The sequence below is a fragment of the Variovorax sp. GrIS 2.14 genome (assembly GCF_046115955.1).
Classification (GTDB): Bacteria; Pseudomonadota; Gammaproteobacteria; order Burkholderiales; family Burkholderiaceae_C; genus Variovorax.
Window position 1 is genome coordinate 25,972 of sequence record NZ_JBJXIA010000010.1, and the last position, 22,996, is coordinate 48,967.

22 protein-coding genes and 1 tRNA gene are annotated in these 22,996 nt (G+C 63.9%); 13 read left to right on the top strand and 10 right to left on the bottom strand.

Annotated elements, in window-relative coordinates:
• Positions 1-23: 23 nt before the first annotated feature.
• A complete protein-coding gene (locus tag RCH10_RS16650) occupies positions 24-716 on the bottom strand; it encodes a Smr/MutS family protein (protein ID WP_409053235.1) in 693 nt (230 codons plus the stop codon).
• Positions 716-1,393, bottom strand: coding sequence for a RadC family protein (gene radC, locus RCH10_RS16655; protein WP_187054664.1), 678 nt, complete (start codon positions 1,391-1,393; stop codon positions 716-718). Before radC ends, RCH10_RS16650 begins: the two co-directional genes overlap by 1 nt.
• 95 nt (positions 1,394-1,488) lie before the next feature.
• Here radC and RCH10_RS16660 point away from each other — a divergent pair, with 95 nt between their 5' ends.
• The 6 genes from RCH10_RS16660 (at position 1,489) to RCH10_RS16685 (ending at position 7,110) form a co-directional block, all read left to right on the top strand.
• Positions 1,489-1,971, top strand: a complete 483-nt coding sequence (locus tag RCH10_RS16660) for a peptidylprolyl isomerase (RefSeq protein ID WP_409053371.1) — start codon at positions 1,489-1,491, stop codon at positions 1,969-1,971.
• Positions 1,972-1,976: 5 nt separating this feature from the next.
• Positions 1,977-2,942: a 4-hydroxy-3-methylbut-2-enyl diphosphate reductase gene (gene ispH / locus RCH10_RS16665; protein WP_187054909.1), complete on the top strand. Its 966-nt coding sequence runs from the start codon at positions 1,977-1,979 to the stop codon at positions 2,940-2,942.
• Positions 2,939-3,901: a threonine/serine dehydratase gene (locus RCH10_RS16670; protein WP_409053236.1), complete on the top strand. Its 963-nt coding sequence runs from the start codon at positions 2,939-2,941 to the stop codon at positions 3,899-3,901. Before ispH ends, RCH10_RS16670 begins: the two co-directional genes overlap by 4 nt.
• Before the next feature lie 52 nt (positions 3,902-3,953).
• A complete protein-coding gene (serS, locus tag RCH10_RS16675) occupies positions 3,954-5,297 on the top strand; it encodes a serine--tRNA ligase (RefSeq protein WP_323495444.1) in 1,344 nt (447 codons plus the stop codon).
• A 15-nt stretch (positions 5,298-5,312) separates the two neighbouring features.
• Positions 5,313-5,400, top strand: a tRNA-Ser gene (locus RCH10_RS16680).
• 273 nt (positions 5,401-5,673) lie between these two features.
• Positions 5,674-7,110, top strand: coding sequence for a sensor histidine kinase (locus RCH10_RS16685; RefSeq protein WP_409053237.1), 1,437 nt, complete (start codon positions 5,674-5,676; stop codon positions 7,108-7,110).
• Positions 7,111-7,161: 51 nt separating this feature from the next.
• On the opposite strand, the gene RCH10_RS16690 is transcribed toward RCH10_RS16685, so the two are convergent.
• The 8 genes from RCH10_RS16690 to RCH10_RS16725 form a co-directional block, all read right to left on the bottom strand.
• Positions 7,162-7,758 (bottom strand): LuxR C-terminal-related transcriptional regulator, encoded by a 597-nt coding sequence (locus RCH10_RS16690; protein ID WP_187054667.1) that lies wholly within the window; start codon positions 7,756-7,758, stop codon positions 7,162-7,164.
• 68 nt (positions 7,759-7,826) lie between these two features.
• Positions 7,827-9,161: a tryptophan--tRNA ligase gene (locus RCH10_RS16695; RefSeq protein WP_409053238.1), complete on the bottom strand. Its 1,335-nt coding sequence runs from the start codon at positions 9,159-9,161 to the stop codon at positions 7,827-7,829.
• Positions 9,162-9,178: 17 nt separating this feature from the next.
• The gene (locus RCH10_RS16700; protein WP_409053239.1) at positions 9,179-9,850 is read right to left on the bottom strand and encodes a site-2 protease family protein; all 672 of its coding nucleotides are present in this window, start codon (positions 9,848-9,850) and stop codon (positions 9,179-9,181) included.
• A 57-nt stretch (positions 9,851-9,907) separates the two neighbouring features.
• On the bottom strand, positions 9,908-10,543 hold the full coding sequence (locus tag RCH10_RS16705; protein ID WP_409053240.1) for an L-threonylcarbamoyladenylate synthase: 636 nt from the start codon (positions 10,541-10,543) through the stop codon (positions 9,908-9,910).
• A 59-nt stretch (positions 10,544-10,602) separates the two neighbouring features.
• Positions 10,603-11,460 carry a DMT family transporter gene (locus RCH10_RS16710; protein ID WP_323495558.1) on the bottom strand — a complete coding sequence of 286 codons (858 nt, stop codon included), beginning with the start codon at positions 11,458-11,460 and terminating at the stop codon, positions 10,603-10,605.
• 68 nt (positions 11,461-11,528) lie between these two features.
• Positions 11,529-12,383: a 3',5'-nucleoside bisphosphate phosphatase gene (locus RCH10_RS16715; protein ID WP_409053241.1), complete on the bottom strand. Its 855-nt coding sequence runs from the start codon at positions 12,381-12,383 to the stop codon at positions 11,529-11,531.
• A 61-nt stretch (positions 12,384-12,444) separates the two neighbouring features.
• The gene (locus RCH10_RS16720; protein ID WP_409053242.1) at positions 12,445-13,500 is read right to left on the bottom strand and encodes a transporter; all 1,056 of its coding nucleotides are present in this window, start codon (positions 13,498-13,500) and stop codon (positions 12,445-12,447) included.
• Positions 13,497-15,137 carry an inorganic phosphate transporter gene (locus RCH10_RS16725; RefSeq protein WP_409053243.1) on the bottom strand — a complete coding sequence of 547 codons (1,641 nt, stop codon included), beginning with the start codon at positions 15,135-15,137 and terminating at the stop codon, positions 13,497-13,499. Before RCH10_RS16725 ends, RCH10_RS16720 begins: the two co-directional genes overlap by 4 nt.
• 109 nt (positions 15,138-15,246) lie before the next feature.
• Here RCH10_RS16725 and RCH10_RS16730 point away from each other — a divergent pair, with 109 nt between their 5' ends.
• The 7 genes from RCH10_RS16730 (at position 15,247) to urtD (ending at position 22,990) form a co-directional block, all read left to right on the top strand.
• Positions 15,247-16,245, top strand: coding sequence for a Bug family tripartite tricarboxylate transporter substrate binding protein (locus tag RCH10_RS16730; protein WP_409053244.1), 999 nt, complete (start codon positions 15,247-15,249; stop codon positions 16,243-16,245).
• A 7-nt stretch (positions 16,246-16,252) separates the two neighbouring features.
• On the top strand, positions 16,253-16,654 hold the full coding sequence (locus RCH10_RS16735; RefSeq protein ID WP_409053245.1) for a hypothetical protein: 402 nt from the start codon (positions 16,253-16,255) through the stop codon (positions 16,652-16,654).
• Positions 16,655-16,792: 138 nt separating this feature from the next.
• Positions 16,793-17,875, top strand: coding sequence for an alpha/beta hydrolase family esterase (locus RCH10_RS16740; RefSeq protein WP_409053372.1), 1,083 nt, complete (start codon positions 16,793-16,795; stop codon positions 17,873-17,875).
• Positions 17,876-17,984: 109 nt separating this feature from the next.
• The gene (urtA, locus tag RCH10_RS16745; protein ID WP_409053246.1) at positions 17,985-19,253 is read left to right on the top strand and encodes an urea ABC transporter substrate-binding protein; all 1,269 of its coding nucleotides are present in this window, start codon (positions 17,985-17,987) and stop codon (positions 19,251-19,253) included.
• 103 nt (positions 19,254-19,356) lie between these two features.
• Positions 19,357-20,943, top strand: coding sequence for an urea ABC transporter permease subunit UrtB (gene urtB / locus RCH10_RS16750; protein WP_409053373.1), 1,587 nt, complete (start codon positions 19,357-19,359; stop codon positions 20,941-20,943).
• Positions 20,940-22,118 (top strand): urea ABC transporter permease subunit UrtC, encoded by a 1,179-nt coding sequence (urtC, locus tag RCH10_RS16755; RefSeq protein WP_409053247.1) that lies wholly within the window; start codon positions 20,940-20,942, stop codon positions 22,116-22,118. The genes urtB and urtC overlap by 4 nt, the downstream gene beginning before the upstream one ends.
• A complete protein-coding gene (gene urtD, locus RCH10_RS16760; RefSeq protein WP_409053248.1) occupies positions 22,115-22,990 on the top strand; it encodes an urea ABC transporter ATP-binding protein UrtD in 876 nt (291 codons plus the stop codon). Before urtC ends, urtD begins: the two co-directional genes overlap by 4 nt.
• Positions 22,991-22,996 lie beyond the last annotated feature (6 nt).

Genomic DNA, 22,996 nt, shown 5'->3' on the forward strand with positions numbered 1-22,996 from the left:
TGGCCGGCATTGCGCCGACAGCGCTACTGGCGTCCCACCGGCGCCAGCAACACCACCAGCGCGCCCGCGCCGCCTTCAGCCGGCTTGGCCTGCACGAAGGCCAGCACTTCGATCTTCTGGATCAGCCAGCGCTGCGTCTTGGTCTTGAGCACCGGCATCTTGCCGGGCGAGCCCAGTCCCTTTCCGTGCACCACGCGCACGCAACGGATCCCTTGACGGTGCGAGGTGCGGATGAAGGCGCCGAGCGCCTCACGCGCTTCGTCGCTTCGCAGTCCATGCAGGTCGCACTGTCGCTGGATCGCCCACTCGCCTGCACGCAGCTTGCGCGTGACGTCGGTACCGATGCCGGGGCGGCGAAAGCTCATCGCGTCGTCGACATCAAGCAGCGTGGTGACGTCGAATTCGTCGCTGATCGACTCGCGCATCACGCGTTGTTCGTCGAGCTGATGTTGGTATGGAATGGGCGCCGGTGGCTCGGGCGTTAGCACCACAGACGCTTTGCGCCGGAGCGGTTCGGTGGCGCCTATAGCGCGGCTGAACAGGTCTTTTTCCGCGGCGCGTTTTTTCTCGACAGCGAGTCGCAGCGCGTCGGCGGCGGCCTCGCGTTCACGCTCCGTCGCCAGCGTTTGCTGAATCTGCTTCAGATCGGCGAGTGAGCGCAGGCCAGGGCGCAGGCCCGCAGGTGGTTTGCCGGAATACGCTTTGACGCGTGCCATCAGATCAATCCTTTTTCTGCCATCGACAGGGTCTGGCCCGCCGCGACGATCACATGATCGAGCACGCGGACGTCGACCAGCGCCAGCGCCGCTTTCAATGTCTGTGTTAGCGACTCGTCGGCGCGCGATGGCTCGACGCTGCCGCTCGGATGGTTGTGCGCCAGCACCACGGCCGCGGCGTGATGGTGCAGTGCGCGGATGACGACCTCGCGCGGGTAGACGCTGGTTTGCGTCAGCGTGCCGCGAAACAGTTCTTCGAGTGCGATCAACCGGTGTTGCGCGTCGAGGAACAACGCTGCGAAAACTTCATGTGGCCGCGATGCGATGTGCAGTTGCAGGTAGTGCTTGACGGCTTCCGGCGAGTCGAACACCGCCCGCTCTTTCAGCCGCTCGGCCATGGCGCGGCGCGCGAGTTCGAGCACGGCGGTGAGCTCGGCGCGCTTCGCCGGTCCACCGAGACCCTTGATCTTTTTCAGGTCGTCCAGGCTGGTGTTGAGCAGGCCGGCGAGGCCGCCGAAGGTGTCGAGCAGTTCCTGCGACAACTGGAGCACGTTCTTGCCGACCATGCCGGTGCGCAGCAGCAGCGCCAGCAATTCAACGTCGCCTAGCGCACCGGCGCCGCGAGCAAGCAGCTTCTCGCGCGGGCGGGCGTCGGCGGGGAGGTCCTTGAAGGCCATGCAGGCAGTCGGTGAGGGAATTGGGCGCGGAACTGGAGCCTGCGAGCCCGGCTCCCTAAAATGAGGGCCAGTTTATCGGGACACCCATTTTGTCTTTGCCTCCCACCGCCGTTTCTGCCGCCGCCCCCCAAGTTACCGCGCCTGTCGTGAATGCGGGCTCGTTCCTCACCTTGCATTACCGGCTCGCCGGTCCGGCGGGCGACGTCATCAACACCTTCGCGGACAAACCAGCGACGCTGTCGCTCGGCAACGGCGAGCTGTCACCCGCGATGGAAGCACGGCTGATCGGACTTGAAGAAGGCGCGCATGACACCTTCCAGCTACCCGCCGGTGAAGCTTTCGGCGACCGCAATCTCGAGATGCAGCAGTGGGTCGCCAAGACGTTGCTCGCCAAAATGGGTGACCCCGACGAGCGCTATGCGGTCGGCGATGTGGTCCAGTTTCCGACGCCCGATGGCGCCGGAAGCTACGCCGGTGCGGTGATCGAGTCGAACGCGACGGCGGTGCGCTTCGACTTCAACCATCCGCTGGCCGGACAGCCCGTGACCTTCGAAGTGCAGCTGATCGGCGTGCTGTGACCGAAGTGAAAACGCTCGACGAAATCGTGTTGGCCGAGCCACGCGGCTTTTGCGCAGGTGTTGACCGCGCCATCGAAATCGTGGAGCGCGCCCTGGCCAAGTTCGGTGCGCCGATCTATGTGCGCCACGAGATCGTGCACAACACCTACGTGGTGAACGAGCTCAAGTCGAAGGGCGCGATCTTCATCGAAGACCTGGCCGATGTGCCGCCGGGCTCGACGCTGGTGTTCAGTGCGCACGGTGTCAGCAAGGCGGTGCAGCAAGAGGCCCGCGCGCGGGGCTTCGACATCTTCGACGCGACCTGCCCGCTCGTCACCAAGGTGCACGTCGAGGTCGCCAAGCTCGCCAAGGAGGGCTACGAATTCATCATGATCGGCCACAAGGGGCATCCTGAAGTCGAGGGCACGATGGGCCAGCTCACGGGCGGCATCCACCTTGTCGAAGACGTCGCCGATGTGGCGACCGTGCAGCCGGCACAGAGCGAAAAACTGGCGGTCGTGACGCAGACCACATTGAGCGTGGACGACGCGGCCGAGATCGCCGCCGCCGTGCGCGCGCGCTTTCCGAAGGTGCGCGAGCCCAAGCAGCAGGACATCTGCTACGCGACGCAAAACCGGCAGGACGCGATCAAGATCATGAGCCCGCAAGTCGACCTGGTGATCGTCGTCGGCAGCCCGACCAGCTCGAACAGCAATCGGTTGCGCGAACTGGCGCAGCGCCTGGGCACCGAGAGCTACATGGTCGATTCGGCGGACGAACTTCAGCCCGCATGGTTCGAAGGCAAGAGTCGCATCGGGATCACGGCCGGCGCTTCTGCGCCGGAGATTCTGGTGACGGAAGTGATCGATCGCGTGAAGGCGCTCGGAGCGGTGTCGGTGCGCAAGATGGACGGCATCGTGGAGACGGTCAAGTTCCCGCTGCCGAAGGGGCTTCGGCTCGCTGGCCAATCTTCACCGGGGCATATCTCGTGAGCACGACAACGATCGACTGGCGCCGCGAGATCGAAGACGCGGCGCAACGGCTGCACGCGCGTGCCGGGCACTTCCTGCTCCAGACCCCGCTGTGGAAACTGCCGGCTTCGGCCGTTGGCTTGGTAGCACCTGGTGCCGAGGTCTGGTTGAAGCTGGAACACCTGCAGGTCAGCGGCAGCTTCAAGGCGCGCGGCATGATGAACCGGCTGCTGGCCAACGACATTCCGGCCAGCGGCGTGGTGGTCGCATCGGGGGGTAACGCAGGCATCGCGACGGCGGCAGCAGCGCGTGCGTTGGGCGTGCGCTGTGAGGTGTTTTTGCCCGGTGTGTCGCCCGAAGCCAAGCGCGACCGGTTGCGTGACTTGGGTGCGGAAGTGGTCGTGGTCGGCGAGATTTACCCGGATGCGCTGGCCGCCTGCATCGCGCGCCAAAAGGAAACCGGTGCGCTGTTGACCCACGCCTACGACCAACCCGAAGTGGTGGCCGGTGCCGGCACGCTGGGCCGCGAAATCGAAGCGCAGGGCGGCTTGCCCGATTCGGTTCTGGTGAGCGTCGGTGGCGGTGGGCTGATCGGCGGGCTGGCGGCCTGGTTCGAGCAGCGCAGCCGCGTGGTCGCGATCGAACCCGAACACGCGCCGACGCTGTTCCGTGCCCGTGAAGCCGGCGAGCCGGTCGATGTGGAAGTTGGCGGTATCGCTGCCGATTCGCTCGGTGCCAAGCGCATCGGCGCGCTGTCGTGGGACATCACGCAGCGCCAGGTACGCGATGCGCTGCTGCTGCCGGACGATGCGATTCGCGCGGCGCAGCGATGGCTATGGAAAGAGATGAAGCTGGCGGTCGAGCCGGCGGCGGCGTTGCCGCTGGCGGCGCTGCAAACCGGCGCATACCGTGTGCGCGACGGCGAACGCGTCTGCCTGATCGTCTGCGGCGCCAATGTCGATCCGGCCACTTTGGCGTGACCGCGTGCGTCGGCTGACTTGAGCTGGCGTCGTCGCCACCTAAAATCGGTGGATGCTCGACATCACCCTGCTCCGCAAGGACCTCCCCTCGGTCGTTGCCCGACTCGAAACCCGCAAAGCCAATCAGACCTTTCTCGACGTTCATGCCTTCACAGCGCTGGAGGCTGAACGCAAGATCCTTCAGGTCCGAACCGAAGAGTTGCAGGCACGGCGCAACACGCTCAACAAGCAGATCGGCCCACTGAAAGCCAAGGGCGAATCTGTCGACGCATTGATGACCGAGGTCAACGCGCTCAAGGCCGAGCAAGAGGCGCAAGGCGGTCGCCTCGAAGCCATCCAGCCGGAACTGCAGGCGCTGTTGCTGGCAGTGCCCAACTTGCCGCATGCCAGCGTGCCGGTCGGCACCGACGAGCACGGCAATGTCGAAGTGCGTCGCTGGGCGCCGCAAGGCGGTGCCGGCGCCGCGGCCACGCGGCTCGGCTTCGAAGCGAAAGACCATGTCGACCTGGGTGAACCGCTCGGCCTCGACTTCGAGATGGGCACCAAGCTCGCTGGTTCGCGCTTCAGCGTGTTGAAAGGGCCGATCGCCCGGCTGCATCGCGCGCTCGCACAGTTCATGCTCGACATGCAGACAGAGAAACACGGCTACACGGAATGCTATGTGCCGTACATCGTCAACGCGGCATCGCTCAGCGGCACCGGCCAGTTGCCCAAGTTCGAAGGCGACCTCTTCGCCGCTAAAAAGGGCGGGCAAGACGGCGAGCCGGTGCCGGACAACCAGGCGCTCTACCTCATTCCGACCAGCGAAGTTCCGCTGACCAACTTCGTGCGCGACGAGGTCGTGGCCGAGTCGACGTTGCCGATCAAGCTGACCGCGCACTCGCCGTGCTTTCGCTCCGAAGCCGGCAGCGCCGGGCGCGACACGCGCGGCATGATCCGGCAGCACCAGTTCGACAAGGTCGAGATGGTGCAGATCACGCACCCCGATCGCAGCTACGAAGCGCTCGAAGCCATGACCGGCCATGCCGAGGCGGTGCTGCAGGCGCTGGAGTTGCCGTACCGCGTGGTGCTGTTGTGCACCGGCGACATGGGCTTTGGCTCCAGCAAGACCTACGACCTGGAAGTCTGGTTGCCGGCGCAGGACACGTACCGCGAGATCAGCTCGGTCTCCAACTGCGAAGCTTTTCAGGCGCGCCGATTGCAGGCGCGGTTCAAGAACGCGCAAGGCAAGAACGAACTCGTGCACACGCTCAACGGCTCTGGGCTGGCGGTCGGACGCACGCTGGTCGCGGTGCTCGAAAATCATCAGAACGCCGATGGGTCCATCACCGTGCCGCGAGCGTTGCATCCTTACCTCGGCGGACTCGAAATGCTCCGAGCCTCTGCTAGAATCTGAGGCTCGACAGCGACCGGAGAGGTGGCAGAGTGGTCGAATGTACCTGACTCGAAATCAGGCGTACGGAAACGTACCGAGGGTTCGAATCCCTCCCTCTCCTCCAGCGATGGATTGCTAAAGCCCCGCCAGCCGGGGCTTTTTTGCGTCTGTTCTGCGGTTAAGAGTTGCGCCGGTGCGACGCTGTCGGGGAAACTTTCGGTGACAATGTAGGACCCCTCGACCGCCAACGGCAGGCAAGTCGCGAGGCGCACAGGTCGGGGAAACCTACAAGGCATGCGGGGTTCAGCTTGATTCGTGACTGCTTCGCTCTCTTTCAGGGGCCCCTTTGTCGAAGGGGCTTTTTTGTAGACCCCGCGGCGGGGTGCCATTCGGAAACATGAAGGGCAATTCTTCCTTTGCCGGCCTGGGCAATTCGTCCTTCGCCAGCCTCACGCCGGCGCCAGCCTCGGCCGATGAAGCAGAACCGTGGGTCCGCGGTGAGCTGATCCGAAGTTTGATGCGGGCATCCCGCGGCTCGCATTTTCTGGCTGCCGCACTGCTGCCTGCCATGATCGGGTTGAGCTGGGGCTACGTGCCGCTGTGGCAACTGATGGTGTGGCTGGCTATCGGGGTCGCCGCCACGTGCTGCCGCGTCTGGGGCGAACAGGTCTACACGCGCCGCTATGCCGATCGCGACTCCGACGGGCAGCAGCGGTTTGTCGAGAAATATCACTTTCTCTGGAGCATCAGCGCCTTTGCCTGGGGCCTGTCGATCCTGATCTTTTTCGAGCGCACGCCGCTCATCAACCAGTTCATGAGCTGGTTGATCGTGGCCGGGGTGGCAACGTTTCCGCTCAACGGGCTGGCACTGCACCCGCCATTGCTCAAGCGCTACGTCAACACGCTCTTCATCACGATGCTCGCCGCGGTGCTGTTCCGCATTGTCGAGATGAATTTCGAGAAGCCGCATTTCAACTACGGCTTTCTGCTGCTGCCGATGCTGCATTGGTGGCTGCTGCTGCGCGCCGGCCGGCGCATCCACGAAACGGCCCGCAACAGCTTCGAACTGCTCTTTCATAACCACATCCTGATTGCCTCGCTGACCCAGCAACGGCAGGCTGCCGTGTCGGCCGTGGCCATGAAAAACCGTTTCCTAGCAAGCGCGGCACACGACATGCGGCAGCCCGTGCTGGCGCTGTCTCTCTACGCCGACTGGCTCCGCAACGAGCCAGAGCTGGTGCAGGAGATCGCGCCGAAGATCGTCCGCGCCACGCATGCGGTCAACGCGCTGTTCGATTCGCTGTTCGACCTGGCGCGCATCGATTCCGGTCAGGTGCGGCTGCACATCGAGCGGGTCGATGTCGGCCAACTGCTGCACGACCTGGAGCTGCAGTACCGGCCGGTGGCGGAGGCCAAGGGCTTGAAGTTCCAAGTGCACATTGCCAAGGGCACGGTGCTGACCGACCCCATTCGCGTACGCCGGATGATCGGCAATCTGATTGCCAACGCCATCAAGTACACCGTCGAGGGAGGCGTGCTGCTGGCGTCGCGGCAAACGCGCGATGGCCTCCGGGTCGAGGTGTGGGATACCGGCATCGGCATCGCGCGCGAACATCTGCGCGACGTGTTCCTGGAGTTCTACAAGGTGGCCGACCATGCCGGCACGTCCGATGGTTTCGGCCTCGGACTCGCCATCGTGGCTCGCCTGTCGCACGCGCTAGGCCATCCGGTGAGCGTGCGATCGCGGCTCGGACGCGGCAGCGTGTTTCGGGTTGCATTGCACGACGCCGATGAATCGCAGGCGCAATCCCGGGTCAGTTCTGCGGTCGGCTGATAAACCCCTGGTTGGGGGGTCCTGGAGTTAGCCGGAAGGCTAACCAGTCAATCAGCCGGACAGCAAACCGTTGGTCCGTGCGTAATGCAGCGCCTGCGTACGGCTCTTCACGCCGAGTCGCCGGAACAGACGCCACAGATGCACCTTGACGGTGTGTTCGCTGATTTCGAGCTCAGACGCGATGTCGCGATTGCTCATGCCCTTGTCGAGCATGGCGATGAGCTGCGTCTGGCGCTTCGACAACTTGCTGTTGGCGGCTGCCGCAGGCTCTTCGACATCCGAGTCGGCCATCAAGAGACCGCGCAGGGCGGCCGTCAATTCGGCGGAACTGGCTGACTTTTCGATGTACTGGTCGGCACCCGCTTCGATGCAGGCTTCTTCCATGTCTGCAGCAGGCGAGGCCGAGTACACGGCGATCGGCACATCCGGATAGGTCTGCTTGACCGCGATCACGCCGGAAACACCGGTCGTGTCGGGCAATTTGAGGTCGAGGCAAAACAGGCCGGGCGTACCGTGCTGCTTGACTGCGTTGGCGAGCTTGTCGAGGCGCTCGAGTTCCACGATGTTCTCGGCTGGCCGCAGGCGCCGCAGCACCATGACGATGGCGTCGCGCATCAAGGGGTGATCATCGATGACGTAAATGCTCATGTTTTGCTTTCGTTTGTGCGCAACTTATATATTGACTGTTGCTAGGCGCGCGAATCTCTCCCTTTACTTCAGCTCGCCTGACCGGCGAGTTCCTCCAGCGCAGCCATCACGGCGCGCCGCCCGTCATTGTCGACCGGTTCCAGCTGTTCTGCGAGCGCAGCGAGTGCTTCATTCGGTTGGTATCGCAGTGCCCCGATGGCGCGTCCGGCTTCTTGCGGCGACTGAAAGCCACGGCTTTGCAGCAGCGTGTCGTTGTGGGTATCGAGCAGCTTGAAATAAAAGAGTCCGTCGCGCTCGCGGTATTGCTTGAACGTCGGCTTGCCCGTCTTGCCACCCTTGCCGGCTTTCTTGCCGACACCGGCATCCTGACCGCCCAGGCTGGCAAGGCTGCGCAGCCCGACAGCGTGGCGCAGCGTCGCCATGAAAGGACGAGAAAGTTCGCGGGCCTTGTCGGCACCGATCAGCAAGGTGCGCTCGATTTGCGCGGGGTCATTCATCAACGCTTCGTAGCGCTCGCGAAGCGGCGTCAGTTCTCGGTCGATCCGCTCGAAGACCATTTGCTTGGCGTCGCCCCAGCCGATGCCTTCGACGTAGGCCTTGCGCATTGCGGCTGTCTCGTCGGCAGTCGCGAACGCCTGAAAAATCTGGAACAGGGCCGAGCCCTCGGTCTGCTTCGGCTCGCCCGGCGCGCACGAGTCGGTCACGATACCGCCGATGAGTTTTTGCAGCTGAGCTCGCGGCGAGAACAGCGGAATGGTGTTGTCGTAGCTCTTGCTCATCTTGCGGCCGTCGAGGCCGGGCAAGGTGGCAACCGCGTCGTCGACCTCGGCTTCGGGCAACACGAAATGCTCGCCGTACGAGTGATTGAAGCGCTGCGCGATGTCGCGCGCCATTTCGATGTGCTGGATCTGGTCGCGCCCGACCGGCACCTTGTGCGCGTTGAACATCAGGATGTCCGCGCCCATCAGCACCGGGTACATGAAGAGGCCCGCGGTGACGTCCGCATCCGGGTCTTCACCCTTGGCGATGTTTTTGTCTACGGAGGCTTTGTACGCGTGCGCACGGTTCAGGATGCCTTTGCCGGTGACGCAGGTCAGCAGCCAGGTGAGTTCCGGAATCTCGGGGATGTCGGATTGGCGGTAGAAGACAACGCGCTCGGGGTCGAGCCCGCAGGCCAACCAGCTGGCAGCAATTTCAAGCGTCGAACGCTGGATGCGCGCCGGGTCATCGATCTTGATGAGGGCGTGGTAGTCCGCCATGAAATAAAAGCTCTGCACATCGGCGCGCTGGCTGAAGCGCACCGACGGCCGCACCAGGCCGGCGTAGTTGCCGAGATGCGGCGTGCCCGATGTGGTGATGCCGGTCAGAAACCGGGTTGCTTTGGGAGGTGTGGATGAAGCCATGTCGAATAGGGCTCGAGTCAACGCAGCAGTGCCGTCAGTGGCGAAATCAGCAGGTCGATGACGTGGTAGCCGACCGCCATGAGCGGGCTGAGCCAGTATTTGCTGACGACGCCTGCAAGCACGAGCGCCATCACGATGAAAAAGCCATAGGGTTCGATGCGCGCCAAAAACGTCTGGGCTTGTCCGCGCGGCAGCAGTCCGGCGAGCACGCGGCCACCATCGAGCGGCGGCAACGGGAACAGGTTGAAAGCGCACATCACCAGGTTCACCAGCACGCCGCCCTGCGCCATCTTGATGAAAAACGGTTCGCTCACCCCCCCAGCGATGAGACCGACGAAGACCAGCGCCCAGAGGATCGCCTGGATGAAGTTCGAGCCCGGCCCCGCGAGTGCGACCCAGATCATGTCGCGCTTCGGGTTACGCAGATTGCCGAAGTTGACCGGCACTGGCTTGGCGTAGCCGAACAGGAACGCGCCCGAGGTCGCGAAGTACAGCATCAACGGCATCAGGATCGTGCCGATCGGGTCGATGTGCTTGAACGGATTGAGGGTCACCCGGCCCATCACATAGGCCGTGTTGTCGCCGAAGTGCCGGGCCACGTAGCCGTGGGCCGCCTCATGCACTGTGATCGCGAAGAGCACGGGCAACGCGTAGATGAGGATGCTTTGAATCAGGTTGGGAATGTCCACCGGTTCGATTGTCTCAGACGAAAGTGGGGAGGCTCTTCGTGACCGTCGGCAATCAGGTCACAACCCCAGCAGCGCGAGCGAGCCGCGGCCCATGCGGATCACGACCGGGTCGTCGCCGGTACCCATCGGCGTCAGGTCGACCACGGTGGTCGGCTCGGACGGGCAGGCGCCGGCGTCGATGACGGCGCCGAGCTGCTTTTCGAAGCGCTCGCGAATCGTCTGCGCGTCATTCAGCGCCTCGGTCTCGCCGGGGGGGATCAGCGTGGTCGCGAGCAGTGGGGCGCCGTGCAGCGTGAGCAAGTCGCACAACACTTTGTGATCGGGCACACGTAGGCCGATGGTCTTGCGCTGCGGGTGGCTCACTCTGCGAGGCACCTCTTTTGTCGCTTCGAGCAGAAAGGTGTACGGGCCGGGTGTCGCCGCTTTCAACAGCCGGTACTGCTTGTTGTCGACGCGGGCGTAATGCGACACCTCGCTCAGGTCGCGACATAGCAGGGTGAGGTGGTGCTTCTCGTCGACCTGCCGGATGCGGCGCAGCTGGTCGACCGCGTCCTTGTCGTCGAGGTGGCAGGCCAGCGCGTAGCTGGAGTCGGTCGGCACGGCGACGATTTCGCCGCGCGCGAGCAAAGCAACCGCCTGCTTCAGCAGTCGTTGCTGCGGGTTTTCGGGATGCACTTCAAAAAACTGGGCCATGGCAATCGATCAGGTTCGCGGGCTCGGGGTGAGCCGATTCAAAAACAGGTTGAGCAGGTTCAGCCCTCGGCAGGCTCGATGGGCAAGCGCCGCTCTTTGACGGTGAGCCAGGCGCCGGCCGCGCCGCATACCGCGATCAGCCCGATGCCCGCCAGCGACGCAATGTCCGGCACGTGCGAGAACATCAACCAGCCGCCGAGCATCGCAAAGCCGATCTGTGCGTAGAGGTACGGGGTGAGCGTCGATGCGGCTGCGCGCTGGTACGCCAGGATGAGCAAAAAATGGCCCACCGTGCCCATGAACCCCATCAGGCACAACAGCGCCCACCAATGCCACGAGGGCAGCGCCGTCCAAACGAAAGGCAGGGCGCACGACGCGATCAGCGTGCCGACCCAGCCGGTATAGAAATGCATGGTGAGCGGATTCTCGGTCTGCGCCAGCTTGCTCGTCAGCAACTGGAACCATGCGTTGGTCAGCACCAGCCCCATCGGCAACAAGATCGCCCAGCTGAAGCTGCTGCCACCCGGGCGCAGGATGACGAGCGTGCCAAGGAAGCCGCCACATACCAGCGTCCAGCGCAGCGGAGACACACGCTCTTTGAAGATCGTGGCGGCCAGCAGTGTGATGACCAGCGGCGCGATCAACACGATGGAGGTGAACTCCGGCAGCGGCATGTAGCGCAGGCTGAAAAAAGCGAAAAGGCTGGTCGTCAGCAGCAAAGCGCCGCGCAGCACGTGGTACCTGGGATGTGCCGTGGCCAGCAAGGATGTCCCATAGACCGGCAGCAACACAGCTGTCGTCGCGACCGCCTGGAAGGCGTAACGAAACCACACGCCCATGATGATCGGCACCGCGCCGACCGAAATCTTGGTGGCGGTGTCGAGCGTCGAAAAGCAGGCCACTGCCAAAACCACCATGCCGATACCGGCCAGGATGCGTTCGGATTCGAGATCGCGCGCGCCCCGCTCCGCTGGCTGCACCGCGCTCACTGAATGCGGTTTTCGAGCAGTTCCCAGACCGGCGTGAGTTTGCCGGGCAGCCAGGGGAGCTTGCCGAGGTCCATGTGACTTTCGTCGGGGCTATGGAAGTCGCTGCCGCGCGATGCCGCAAAGCCGAATTCAAGTGCCTTGTCGGCGTACTCGACGTACTCGGCCGGCGTGTGGCTCCCGGTAACGACCTCGATCGCCTTGCCGCCGTGCGCCTGGAATTCGAGGAATAGCGCGTACTCCTCGTTGGCGGTGAACTTGTAGCGACCCGGATGCGCGATCACAGCGATGCCCTTGGCGTCGGTGATCCAGCGGATCGCGTCCTTGAGCGTGGCCCAGCGGTGCGGCACGTAGCCCGGCTTGCCCTCGGTCAGGTACTTGCGAAAGACCTCGTAGGTGTCTTTGCAAACGCCGCTTTCGACCAGGAAGCGCGCGAAGTGCGTGCGCGAAATCAATTCAGGGTTGCCGACGAAAGTGAGTGCGCCTTCGTAGGCACCCTTGATGCCGACCTTGGCCAGCCCCTCGGACATTTCCATGGCCCGCTTGCCGCGACCGCCGCGCGTGTCGTAAAGGCCCTGACTGATGGCGGCGTCGTCCGGGTCGAAGCCGAGCCCGACGATGTGCACCGTTTCATTCGCGAAGGTGACGGAGATCTCGGTGCCCGTCAGATAGCGCATGCCGTTTTCGCGGGCCGCAGCAGCGGCGCGGTGCTGGCCGCCGACTTCGTCATGGTCGGTGAGCGCCCACAGCTCGACGCCGTTCGCCGCTGCGCGGGCAGCCAGGGCCTCCGGCGTCAGTGTGCCGTCGGAAACCACGGAATGGCAATGCAGATCGGCGTTCAGGATGTTGTGCACTCTGTAATTTTATGCCTTGCATCCTGCACGCGCAGGACCTGCCGCAAACGCCCCGCTAACGTCACTTCTTCTTGCGGAAAGCCAGCCGCGCCGCCACCGCGGTGAAGCTCATGATGAGCGCCACCACGATCCAGAAGCCGTGCTTGTGTTCGGCCAGCGGAATGCCACCGACGTTCATGCCGAAGAGCCCCGCCATGATGTTGATCGGCAGCGCGAGCACCGTGACCACCGTCAGCACGAAGAGGCTGCGGTTGTTGTCTTCATTGACGTTGGCCGCGATCTCCTCCTGCAGCAGCTTGATGCGCTCCTGCAGCGCCTGCATGTCGCGCAGTACGACCGAGAACTCTTCAGTCGAACCGCGCAGCTCCTGCGCATCGGCTTCGGTCATCCAGCCGGGCGGGTTCTGCAGCAAGCGGAAAAGCGCTGCCGGCTCGGGTGCGAGCAGGCGTTGCAGGCGCACCAGCATCCGGCGCAGCCCGCCGAGCCGCGCGCGCTTGTTGTCGAGGCGCGCGGCCAGCAGGTCGTCCTCTATCGCGTCGATGCGCGATGTCGCGTCGCGCACGATGTGCACCAGCACGTCGGCCTGGGCACGCAGCAGGTGTTCGAGCAGTTCGGTGCTCGACCGCGGCGCGTCGCCGGCATTCACAGCCGTGCGCAGCGCATCGACCGAGCGCAGCGGCTGGGTGCGCGCCGTCACCACGAGCCGCGGGCCGACGCTGATCCACAGCGTCGAGATGTCCGATGGCTCGAAGCTGAACTCGAAGTGCACGTCGTTGATGACGGCGATGAGCGCATCGTCGGCGCGCTCGATGCGGGTCGACGGCAGGCCTTCGTGCAGCGTCTCGAAGAAGGTGTCGGAGAGGTGCGCGTGCCGGCGGAGCCACCGCTCGGCCTGGGCATGGCTCAGGTTGAAGTGCAGCCAGAGATAACTTTTGTCGTGGCCTGCAATTCCGGCTGCAGCCGTCTGGGCCAGGTAGGCGGCAGCCGCTGCCGAGTCGAGCGGGCGCACCGGCTGCGACGCCTCGGCATCGAACAGATAGCCGCAGATCAGCCCGGCTCCGTCACCGCCATAGGAGGCTGCGACCCCGCCATTCACCGCACCGCTCGCCGCGCTCAAAAGATGTGCGTGAAGAGCCAGTACAACGAGCCTGACAGCAGCATCGCCACCGGCAAGGTCAGCACCCACGCCATCGCCAAGTTGCGCAGCGTCGACATCTGCAGGCCGGAGCCATTGGCCACCATCGAACCCGCCACGCCGGAAGACAGCACGTGCGTGGTCGACACCGGCAGCCCGTACATGTCGGCGGCGCCGATGGTCACCATCGTGACCAGTTCGGCCGAAGCACCTTGCGCATAGCTCAGGTGCGTCTTGCCGATCTTCTCTCCGACGGTGACCACGATGCGCTTCCAGCCGATCATGGTTCCGAGGCCCAGGGCGATCGCGACGACGACCTTGACCCACAGCGGAATGAACTTGGTGGCGTCGTCGATTTCCTTGCGAAACTCGCCAACCTTGGCCGTGGTGTCGGTATCGAAATGCGCAGCGTCGCTCTTGCCCTGATGGCGCAGCGCTTCCGACGCCAGGTACATGTCGTTTCGCACGTTGGCCACGGCGTCTGCCGGCACGCCAGCGAGCGAGCCGTGTTCCTTCACCTGCTGTGCGATGCTGCCGGCCGTCGCGCCGAGTGCAGGCACGACCGATGCATTGAACTCGCGTGTGCGCACATAGGTCGACAGCACTTCGCGTGCCGCCGCAGGCTGCAGCGCAGGCAGCGATGCAACCGCCGATGCATTGCGGTTCAGCGCGCTTTGTGCGCTCTCTGCGACCGCGACGAAGCGTACCGCTTGATCTGCCGGCATCGAGCGATTGAGCGCGTACGCCATCGGCACCGTGCCGACGAGGATCAGCATGATCAGCCCCATGCCTTTTTGCCCATCATTGGAGCCGTGCGCGAACGACACGCCGGTGCAGGTCAGGATCAACAGACCGCGAATCCACCAGGGCGGAGGAGCCTCGCCGCGTGGCTCCTCGTAGAGTGCGCGGTTCTTGACGAAGGCGCGCAGCGCGAGCAACAGCAAGGCCGCGCAGCCGAAGCCGACGAGCGGCGACAGCAGCAGCGAATAGCCGATCTTCACGGCTTGCGGCCAGTCCACGCCACTGGTTCCGTCGCGCCCGTGCATCAGCGCATTGGCAACGCCGACACCGATGATCGAGCCGATCAACGTGTGCGAAGAAGACGCTGGCAAACCGAGCCACCAGGTGCCGAGGTTCCACACGATGGCGGCGATCAGCAGCGCGAACACCATGGCAAAGCCAGCCCCTGAGCCGACTTGCAAGATGAGCTCGACCGGCAGCAGCGAGATGATGCCGAAGGCCACCGCACCGCTCGACACCAGCACGCCCAGAAAATTGAAGAAGCCCGACCAGACGACTGCGAAATTCGGCGGTAGCGAGTGTGTGTAGATCACCGTGGCTACTGCGTTGGCCGTGTCGTGAAAACCGTTGACGAACTCGAAGCCCAGCGCCACCAGCAGGGCGACACCAAGCAGGATGTACGGCACCCAGGTCGTGGTCGGTGCGCTGGCCGCGCGTACGTCGGTCGTCAGGCTCCAAGCGGTGTACAAGAGCCCGGCGGCGAGCAAGCCCGCGAAGACGATCAGGGTGACCGGGCCGGGCTTGGCGTCGAGCTTTGGCCGTTGCGCCGGCTTCGGATGTACCGGAAGATTCGCGTCGGAAGCCGCAAGGGTGTTCATGGCGTTTTTTTTTGATGTTGGAGTAACCCCGCGCATCGTGGGCGCTGCCGATGACAGGCATGTGTCAGTTGTGGCAAGGTGGCGGTCGATCAAACAAGGGACTTTCCAAATGATTCAGCGCCGCGTATTCGCCACCGCCTTGCCGTCATTCGCCGCCGCCGTTGCCGCCGCTGCGCTACTGCCCAGCCTTGCGCTGGCACAGGCGCCGCCCTGGCCCACCAAACAATCGATCAGGATCATTTCGCCCTATGCGCCGGGCGGCACCACCGACGTGCTGGCGCGTCTGCTCGCGCAGCCGCTGCAGCAAAAGCTGGGGCAGACCGTCATCGTCGAAAACAAGGGTGGTGCGGGCGGCAACGTCGGCACCGACTACGTCGCGAAGGCCGCGCCCGATGGCTACACGCTGTTGCTGGCCGCCAGCGGGCCGATCGTGATTTCGCCTTCGCTCTACGCGAAGATCCCGTACGACTCGATCAAGGACTTCACCTTCGTCGCGCCGATCGCCAACGCATCGTTCGTGGTGCTGGCCAATCCGGCGTCGGGTATCACGTCCATCAAGGACCTGATCGCGCGCGCCAAGAAGGGTGAGAAGATCAACTTCGCCTCCGCCGGCTCGGGCACGCCGCAGCACATCATCGGAGAGATGTTCAACCAGGCGGCCGGCATCAAGATGCAGCACATTCCCTACAAGGGCTCGGGCCCGGCGATGAACGATCTGCTGGCCGGCCAGGTGCCGATCTCGTTCGAGAACCCGGTGCCCGCCATGCCTCACGTCAAGGCTGGCAAAGTGAAGGTGCTGGCCAGCACCGGTGCGGTTCGGTCCGCGGCTTTCCCCGACATCCCGACCGTGGCCGAACTCGGCCTGCCGGGCTTCGATGCCAAGCCGTGGTACGGCCTCATGGCGCCGGCTGGCCTGGATCCGGCCATCGCGAAGAAGCTCAACGATGCGGTCCGTGAAGCGCTCTCCAGCACCGAGATGAAGGCCCGCCTTTTCACGCTCGGTGCCGAGCCGATGGCCATGACGACGCCGGAGTTCCAGGCCTTCGCGGAAAAGGATCGCGACAAGTGGACCAAGGTCGTGAAGACCTCAGGCGCCACGCCTGACTGACGACTTGATGCCGGCGCTCACTGCCGTACAGATCGTTGCGATCGCTCTGCAGTACACGCCGCCCCATGCCGTGTGTGCTTGCAGCGCGCTGCAGTGCCCCGGTTGGGAAAGTCTGCCCGCTACCTTCGACGCGTCTTTGCTGCGCCTCGCGGGACGGACCAACGATCGCGATCCGTACGACGAGCCGACGCTCGAAGAACACCATCCGCAAGGCACCCGCTACGACGCGGCCGATGCACCGGTCGCGCTCGGCCACTTTCCCTACAACCGCTGCGAGGTCTGGCGGTGCGTTCGTTGCGCGCGGCCGTTGCTTCGCTACACCGAATACGGCGGCTACTACGTCGACCAGCGCATACGCGAGCTGAATGGCGCGCTCGTGGTCGACACCGCCGCCAGTCGAGGCCGATAGCAGGTCGAAAGACCCGATGCTGAACCGCCAGCACTGGTGGAGACCGATGCAACGCGCCAGTTGTTCGATGCGGCGGGCGCCGCCGCACTTGCATGCCGGACTCCTGACAACGTCATCTACGGCGTGCACACTGGCGTCATGGCCCGTCGCAGCTCCATCTCCTCCCTGACGTCTTCGCTGACGTCATCGTTCACGCGCGCCTATCAGCGCAACCTGCGCGCGCTCACCAAAGCCGCGCTCAAAGCAGGGACGAAGGCCACGATCAAGACCGGCAAGCGTGCGGTCAGCGAAGTGCAGCGCGCGGCAGTCAAGCAACTGAAGCCGCCACCCGGCAAGGGCGACTGGCTCGCCGGCATGGCGCTCGGCCCCGGCGGCGCGCGGCGATATCACTTGTTTCGCCCATCGGACCTCGACCTCGCACCGGGCGAGAAGCTTCCACTGATGGTCATGCTGCATGGCTGCGGCCAGACCGGACGCGACTTCGCTGCCATTACTCGCATGAATGCGCTGGCCACCCGCCATCGCTTTCTCGTGCTCTACCCCGAGCAAGACAGGCTCCACCATCCGCAAGGCTGCTGGAACTGGTACGAGACCCGCTCGGGCAAGTCGGCCGCCGAAGCCGCAACGCTGATGGCGGCGGTCGATCAGGTCTGCGTGCTGTATGCGGCCGACCGCGCGCGCGTCGCGGTCGCCGGGCTTTCGGCAGGTGCCGGCATGGCAGCGCTCCTGGCGACCCACTATCCCGCGCGCTTTAAAGCTGTGGTCATGCACTCCGGCGTAGCGCCCGGCGCCGCCAAGTCGTCGGCCACGGCACTGGCGGCGATGCGCGGGCGCCACGTGCCGCCCATGCCGGTCACTGCCGTCGGCAAGGCAATGGGCGCCGCCGCGGCGATGACCACGCTGCCGCCCCTGCTCGTCCTGCATGGCGATCGTGACGTCGTGGTGTCGCCGAGCAATGCCGGCAGCGCCGCTGCGGTGTGGGCCGCAGCCACCGGTGCAGTGCCTGCCGCGTCACGCCGACTGCAGCGCGGGCGGCGGCATCCGATGCGCGTGACCGACTTCAAGCTGCGCGGCAAGACCAGCGTCACGTTGTGCGAGATCGCCGGCCTGGGTCACGCATGGAGCGGTGGCGCTGCGCGCTTGGCCTTCAGCGACCCGGCGGGTCCGGATGCGACGCGGATGGCGTGGGCCTTTGCGGCGCGGCAGTTCGCCCGCGCCTGATCTCGTACGCCACCCGGCGTATTTGTAGGAGACGACCTCGTCAGCACACTCCGTCCATCGACAGCGAAGGTGCTGGCGACAAGTTCAATACAACCGGAGAAGGATGCACATGCAACGTCGTTTCACACTCAAGGCACTTACCGCCAGCGTCGCTTTCGCGGCACTGGGCGTGGCCCCCGCTTTCGCAGCCGAAACCATCAAGGTCGGCATCCTGCACTCCCTGTCGGGAACGATGGCGATCTCCGAAACAGCGCTCAAGGACATGGCGCTGATGACGATCGAAGAGATCAACAAAAAGGGCGGCGTGATGGGCAAGCAGCTCGAGCCCGTGATCGTCGACCCGGCTTCCAACTGGCCGCTGTTCGCTGAAAAGACCAAGCAGCTGCTGGGTCAGGACAAGGTCGCCGTGATCTTCGGCTGCTGGACCTCGGTGTCGCGCAAATCGGTTCTGCCGGTGATCGAAGAGCAGAACGGCCTCTTGTTCTACCCCGTGCAATACGAAGGCGAAGAGCTCTCCAAGAACGTGTTCTACACGGGTGCAGCGCCTAACCAGCAAGCCATTCCCGCTGTCGAGTATTTGATGAGCAAGGCCGGCGGCGGCGCCAAGCGCTTCGTGCTGCTGGGCACCGACTACGTCTACCCGCGCACCACCAACAAGATCCTGCGCGCCTTCCTGAAGAGCAAGGGTGTGAAGGACTCGGACATCGACGAGAAGTACACGCCGTTCGGCCACAGCGACTATCAAACCATCGTTGCCGACATCAAGAAGTTCTCTCAAGGTGGCAAGACGGCCGTGATCTCGACGATCAACGGTGACTCCAACGTGCCGTTCTACAAGGAACTCGGCAACGCCGGCCTGAAGGCCAAGGACGTGCCGGTCGTCGCCTTCTCGGTAGGCGAAGAAGAACTCCGTGGCGTGGACACCAAGCCACTCGTCGGCCACCTTGCTGCATGGAACTACTTCATGTCGGTCAAGAACCCGACCAACACCGCTTGGATCAAGACGTGGAGCGACTACGCCAAGGCGAAGAAGCTGCCGGGTCAGATGGACAAGCCTTTGACCAACGATCCGATGGAAGCCACCTACGTCGGCATCAACATGTGGAAGCAGGCCGTCGAGAAGGCCAAGTCGACCGACACCGACAAGGTCATTGCCGCCATGGCCGGCCAGACCTTCAAGGCACCGGACGGCTTCACCGTCGAAATGGACCCGAAGAATCATCACCTGCACAAGCCGGTGTTCATCGGTGAAATCAAGGCCGACGGCCAGTTCGGTGTGGTGTGGAAAACGCCGGCGCCAGTCAAGGCGCAGCCCTGGAGCCCGTTCATCGAAGGCAACGACAAAAAGCCTGACCAACCAGCAGGGAAATCTTCTTAACTTTCGCTCGCCTCGTTCAAGTGACCTGTTCTGGGCTCGATCTTTTCTTTGAGGATCGGGCCCTGTTTTATTTGAGGATGATGTGAAGACAGCCCCGCGCCGAATCTTGCATGCCGCTTTCGCCGCGCTGCTTCTGGTGTCCGCACATGCGCATGCATTGACCGCAGACGAAGCCAAGGCCATCGCGACCGGCGAGACCGAAGACCGAGTTGCCGCGCTCAACAAGGCCGTCGCCACCGCCGACGACAAGACGACTGCCTTCATTCAGGCGCTGACCGACGATGCCGTCAAGGTCACCGAAGACAAGGTCTTCGTGATGAAGGACCAGAACGGAGAAGTAAAGGGCTACGACCCGGTCACCGGTGCCGAGCTCAAGGTGCCCGACACGGCCGAAGACGTGGTCAACAACAACCTGATGCGCGGCGCCCTCGACGCTGCGAAATCGATGCTCACCCTGATGAGCAGCAAGGACGAGGCGGTGCGCCTCGAAGCCGCCAACGCGCTGCTCAAAGATCCGGACGAGTCGCGTATTCCGATGGTCGAGAAGGTGCTGGCCGGCGAGACCAACACCGCCATCAAGGCCAAGCTCGAACTGGTGCGCGCGGCCTCGCTGCTCAACAGCGCCGATGCCGCCAAGCGCATCGCCGCTGCGGCCGCGTTGTCCGAAAGCAAGAACCCCGACACCAAGCTGCTGCTGAACGAACGCCTGACCGACGAGAGCGACCCGACCGTCAAGGCGGCGCTGCAAAAAGCCATTGCCAGCATCGACGGCGCGCTGGTGTGGGGCGACCGCATCAACGCAGTGTTCAGCGGCATCAGCCTCGGCTCGGTGCTGTTGCTGGCCGCACTCGGCCTTGCCATCACCTACGGCCTGATGGGCGTCATCAACATGGCCCACGGCGAGCTGATGATGATCGGCGCCTACGCCACCTACATGATGCAGGGGCTGTTTCAGCGCTACCTGCCGGAGTCGTGGTTCGGCGGCTATCTGGTCGCTGCGATCCCGGTTTCGTTTCTGGCGTCGGCGCTGGTCGGCGCCATCCTCGAACGCGGCGTCATCCGCTTCCTCTACGGCCGACCGCTCGAAACATTGCTCGCCACCTGGGGCATCAGCCTGATGCTGCAGCAGCTGGTGCGCACGCTGTTCGGCGCACAGAACGTCGGCGTCGAAAACCCCTCATGGATGAGCGGTGGCTTCACCATGCTCGGCAACGTCGCGCTGCCCTGGAACCGCATCTGCATCATCGTCTTCGCGGTGCTGGTGTTGCTGGCGATGGGCTGGCTCATCGGCAAGACACGACTCGGTTTGTTCGTGCGCGGCGTTACGCAGAACCGACCGATCGCTTCGTGCATGGGCGTCAACACGGCGCGGATCGACACCTACGCGTTCGCGCTCGGTTCGGGCATCGCAGGACTCGCGGGCTGTGCGCTCAGCCAGATCGGCAACGTCGGTCCTGACCTCGGCCAAAGCTACATCGTCGACTCCTTCATGGTGGTCGTGATGGGTGGCGTCGGGCAACTGGCCGGCACGGTGTACGCGGCGCTCGGCCTCGGCATCCTGAACAAGTTCATCGAAGGCTGGGCCGGCGCGGTGCTCGCAAAGATATGCGTGCTCGTCTTCCTCATCATCTTCATCCAGAAGCGGCCCCAGGGCATCTTCGCGATCAAGGGCCGGAGTGCAGAAGCATGACCAATATCAGCAAAGTCAAACTCCCCGCCAAGGGCCCGCTGATGAGCGGCAAAGGCTGGACGATTTTCTTCATCGCGCTGATCGTTATTTGCGCGGTGGCACCGGTGCTCAACATCGTCGTGCCGGACGGCAGCCCGCTGCACATGAGCGATTACGCGGTGGCACTGGTCGGCAAGATCATGTGCTACGCGATCTGCGCGCTGGCGATGGATTTGATTTGGGGATACACCGGCATCCTGTCGCTCGGGCACGGGCTGTTCTTTGCGCTCGGCGGCTACATGATGGGCATGTATCTGATGCGCCAGATCGGCCGCGACGGCAACTACAAGAGCGACCTGCCGGACTTCATGGTGTTCCTCGACTGGAAGGAACTGCCGTGGCACTGGACCTTCAGCGGCAGCTTTATCGCGACGCTGATCCTCATCGTGCTGGTGCCTGGTCTGATCGCGCTGGTGTTCGGCTTCTTCGCCTTCCGTTCGCGCATCAAGGGCGTGTACTTTTCGATCATTACGCAGGCGCTGACCTTCGCGGCGCTGCTGCTCTTCTTTCGCAACGAGACGGGCTTCGGCGGCAACAACGGCTTCACCGACTTCAAGCGCATCCTGGGTATTCCGCTTGCCACGCAAGAGATGCGCATGACGATCTTCGCGCTCACCGGCATCACGTTGCTGCTGTTCTTTTTGTTCTCGAAGTGGCTCATCGGAAGCAAGTTCGGCCGTGTGCTGCAGGCCATTCGCGATGCCGAAACGCGCGTGATGTTCTCGGGCTACAACCCACTGCCGTACAAGCTCACCATCTGGGTCATCTCGGCCATCATGTGCGGCGTGGCCGGTGCCTTGTACGTGCCGCAGGTCGGCATCATCAACCCCGGCGAAATGAGCACGGCCAACTCGATCGAGATCGCCATCTGGGCCGCAGTGGGCGGCCGCGCGACGCTCATCGGGCCGATCATCGGCGCCTTCATCGTCAACGGCGCCAAGAGCTGGCTGACGGTCGCGTACCCGGAGTACTGGCTGTACTTCCTCGGCGCTATCTTCATTGCCGTGACGCTCTTCTTGCCGGACGGCATCGTCGGGCTGGTCAAGAAATTGTGGAAGCGCGACAACACGCCGACCGCTGCAAGGCTCGAAGCACAACGCTCGCTCGCGGCTGAAACCGGAGGAGCACGCGCATGACACCCGACTTGATGGAAGAAGGCGCGCAACGCGTCGCCAAGCTGCACGGCATCGACCACGGCTCGACGACCGAGTCAGGTGGCCGCGAGGCGGGCTACGGCCGCATCGGTACGCCGGGCGAAGTCGACGTCACCCACGGTCGCATCCTGTACCTCGAAGACGTCAGCGTGAGCTTCGACGGCTTCAAGGCGATCAACAAGCTGAGCCTGGACATCGCGCCCGGCGAGCTGCGCTGCATCATCGGCCCCAACGGCGCCGGCAAGACCACGATGATGGACATCATCACCGGCAAGACGCGCCCCGATTCGGGCACGGTGTTCTTTGGCAGCACCATCGACCTCCTGCGCCACAAGGAAGCCGACATCGCGCAGCTCGGCATCGGTCGCAAGTTCCAGAAGCCGACGGTATTCGAGCATCTCACCGTGTTCGAGAACCTCGAGCTTGCGTTGAAGACCGACAAGGGCGTATGGCGCTCGATGTTCTTCAAACTCGACTCGACGCAGAGCGATCGGCTTGCTGAAATCCTGGAGACGATTCACTTGTCGGACAGCGTGTCGCGCATGGCGGGCAACCTGAGCCACGGACAAAAGCAGTGGCTCGAGATCGGCATGCTGTTGATGCAGGACCCGAAGCTGCTGCTGCTCGACGAGCCTGTCGCTGGCATGACGGACGAAGAAACGGCGCGCACCGCAGAGCTTTTTCTGACGCTCAAGGGCAAGCACTCCTTGATGGTGGTGGAGCACGACATGAGCTTCATCCGTACGATCTCCGAGATCGTCACTGTGCTGTGCGATGGCGCTGTACTGGCGCAGGGAACGCTGGACGAGGTGCAGGCGGATGAGCGGGTCATCGAGGTTTATCTTGGCCGCTGAAGAAAG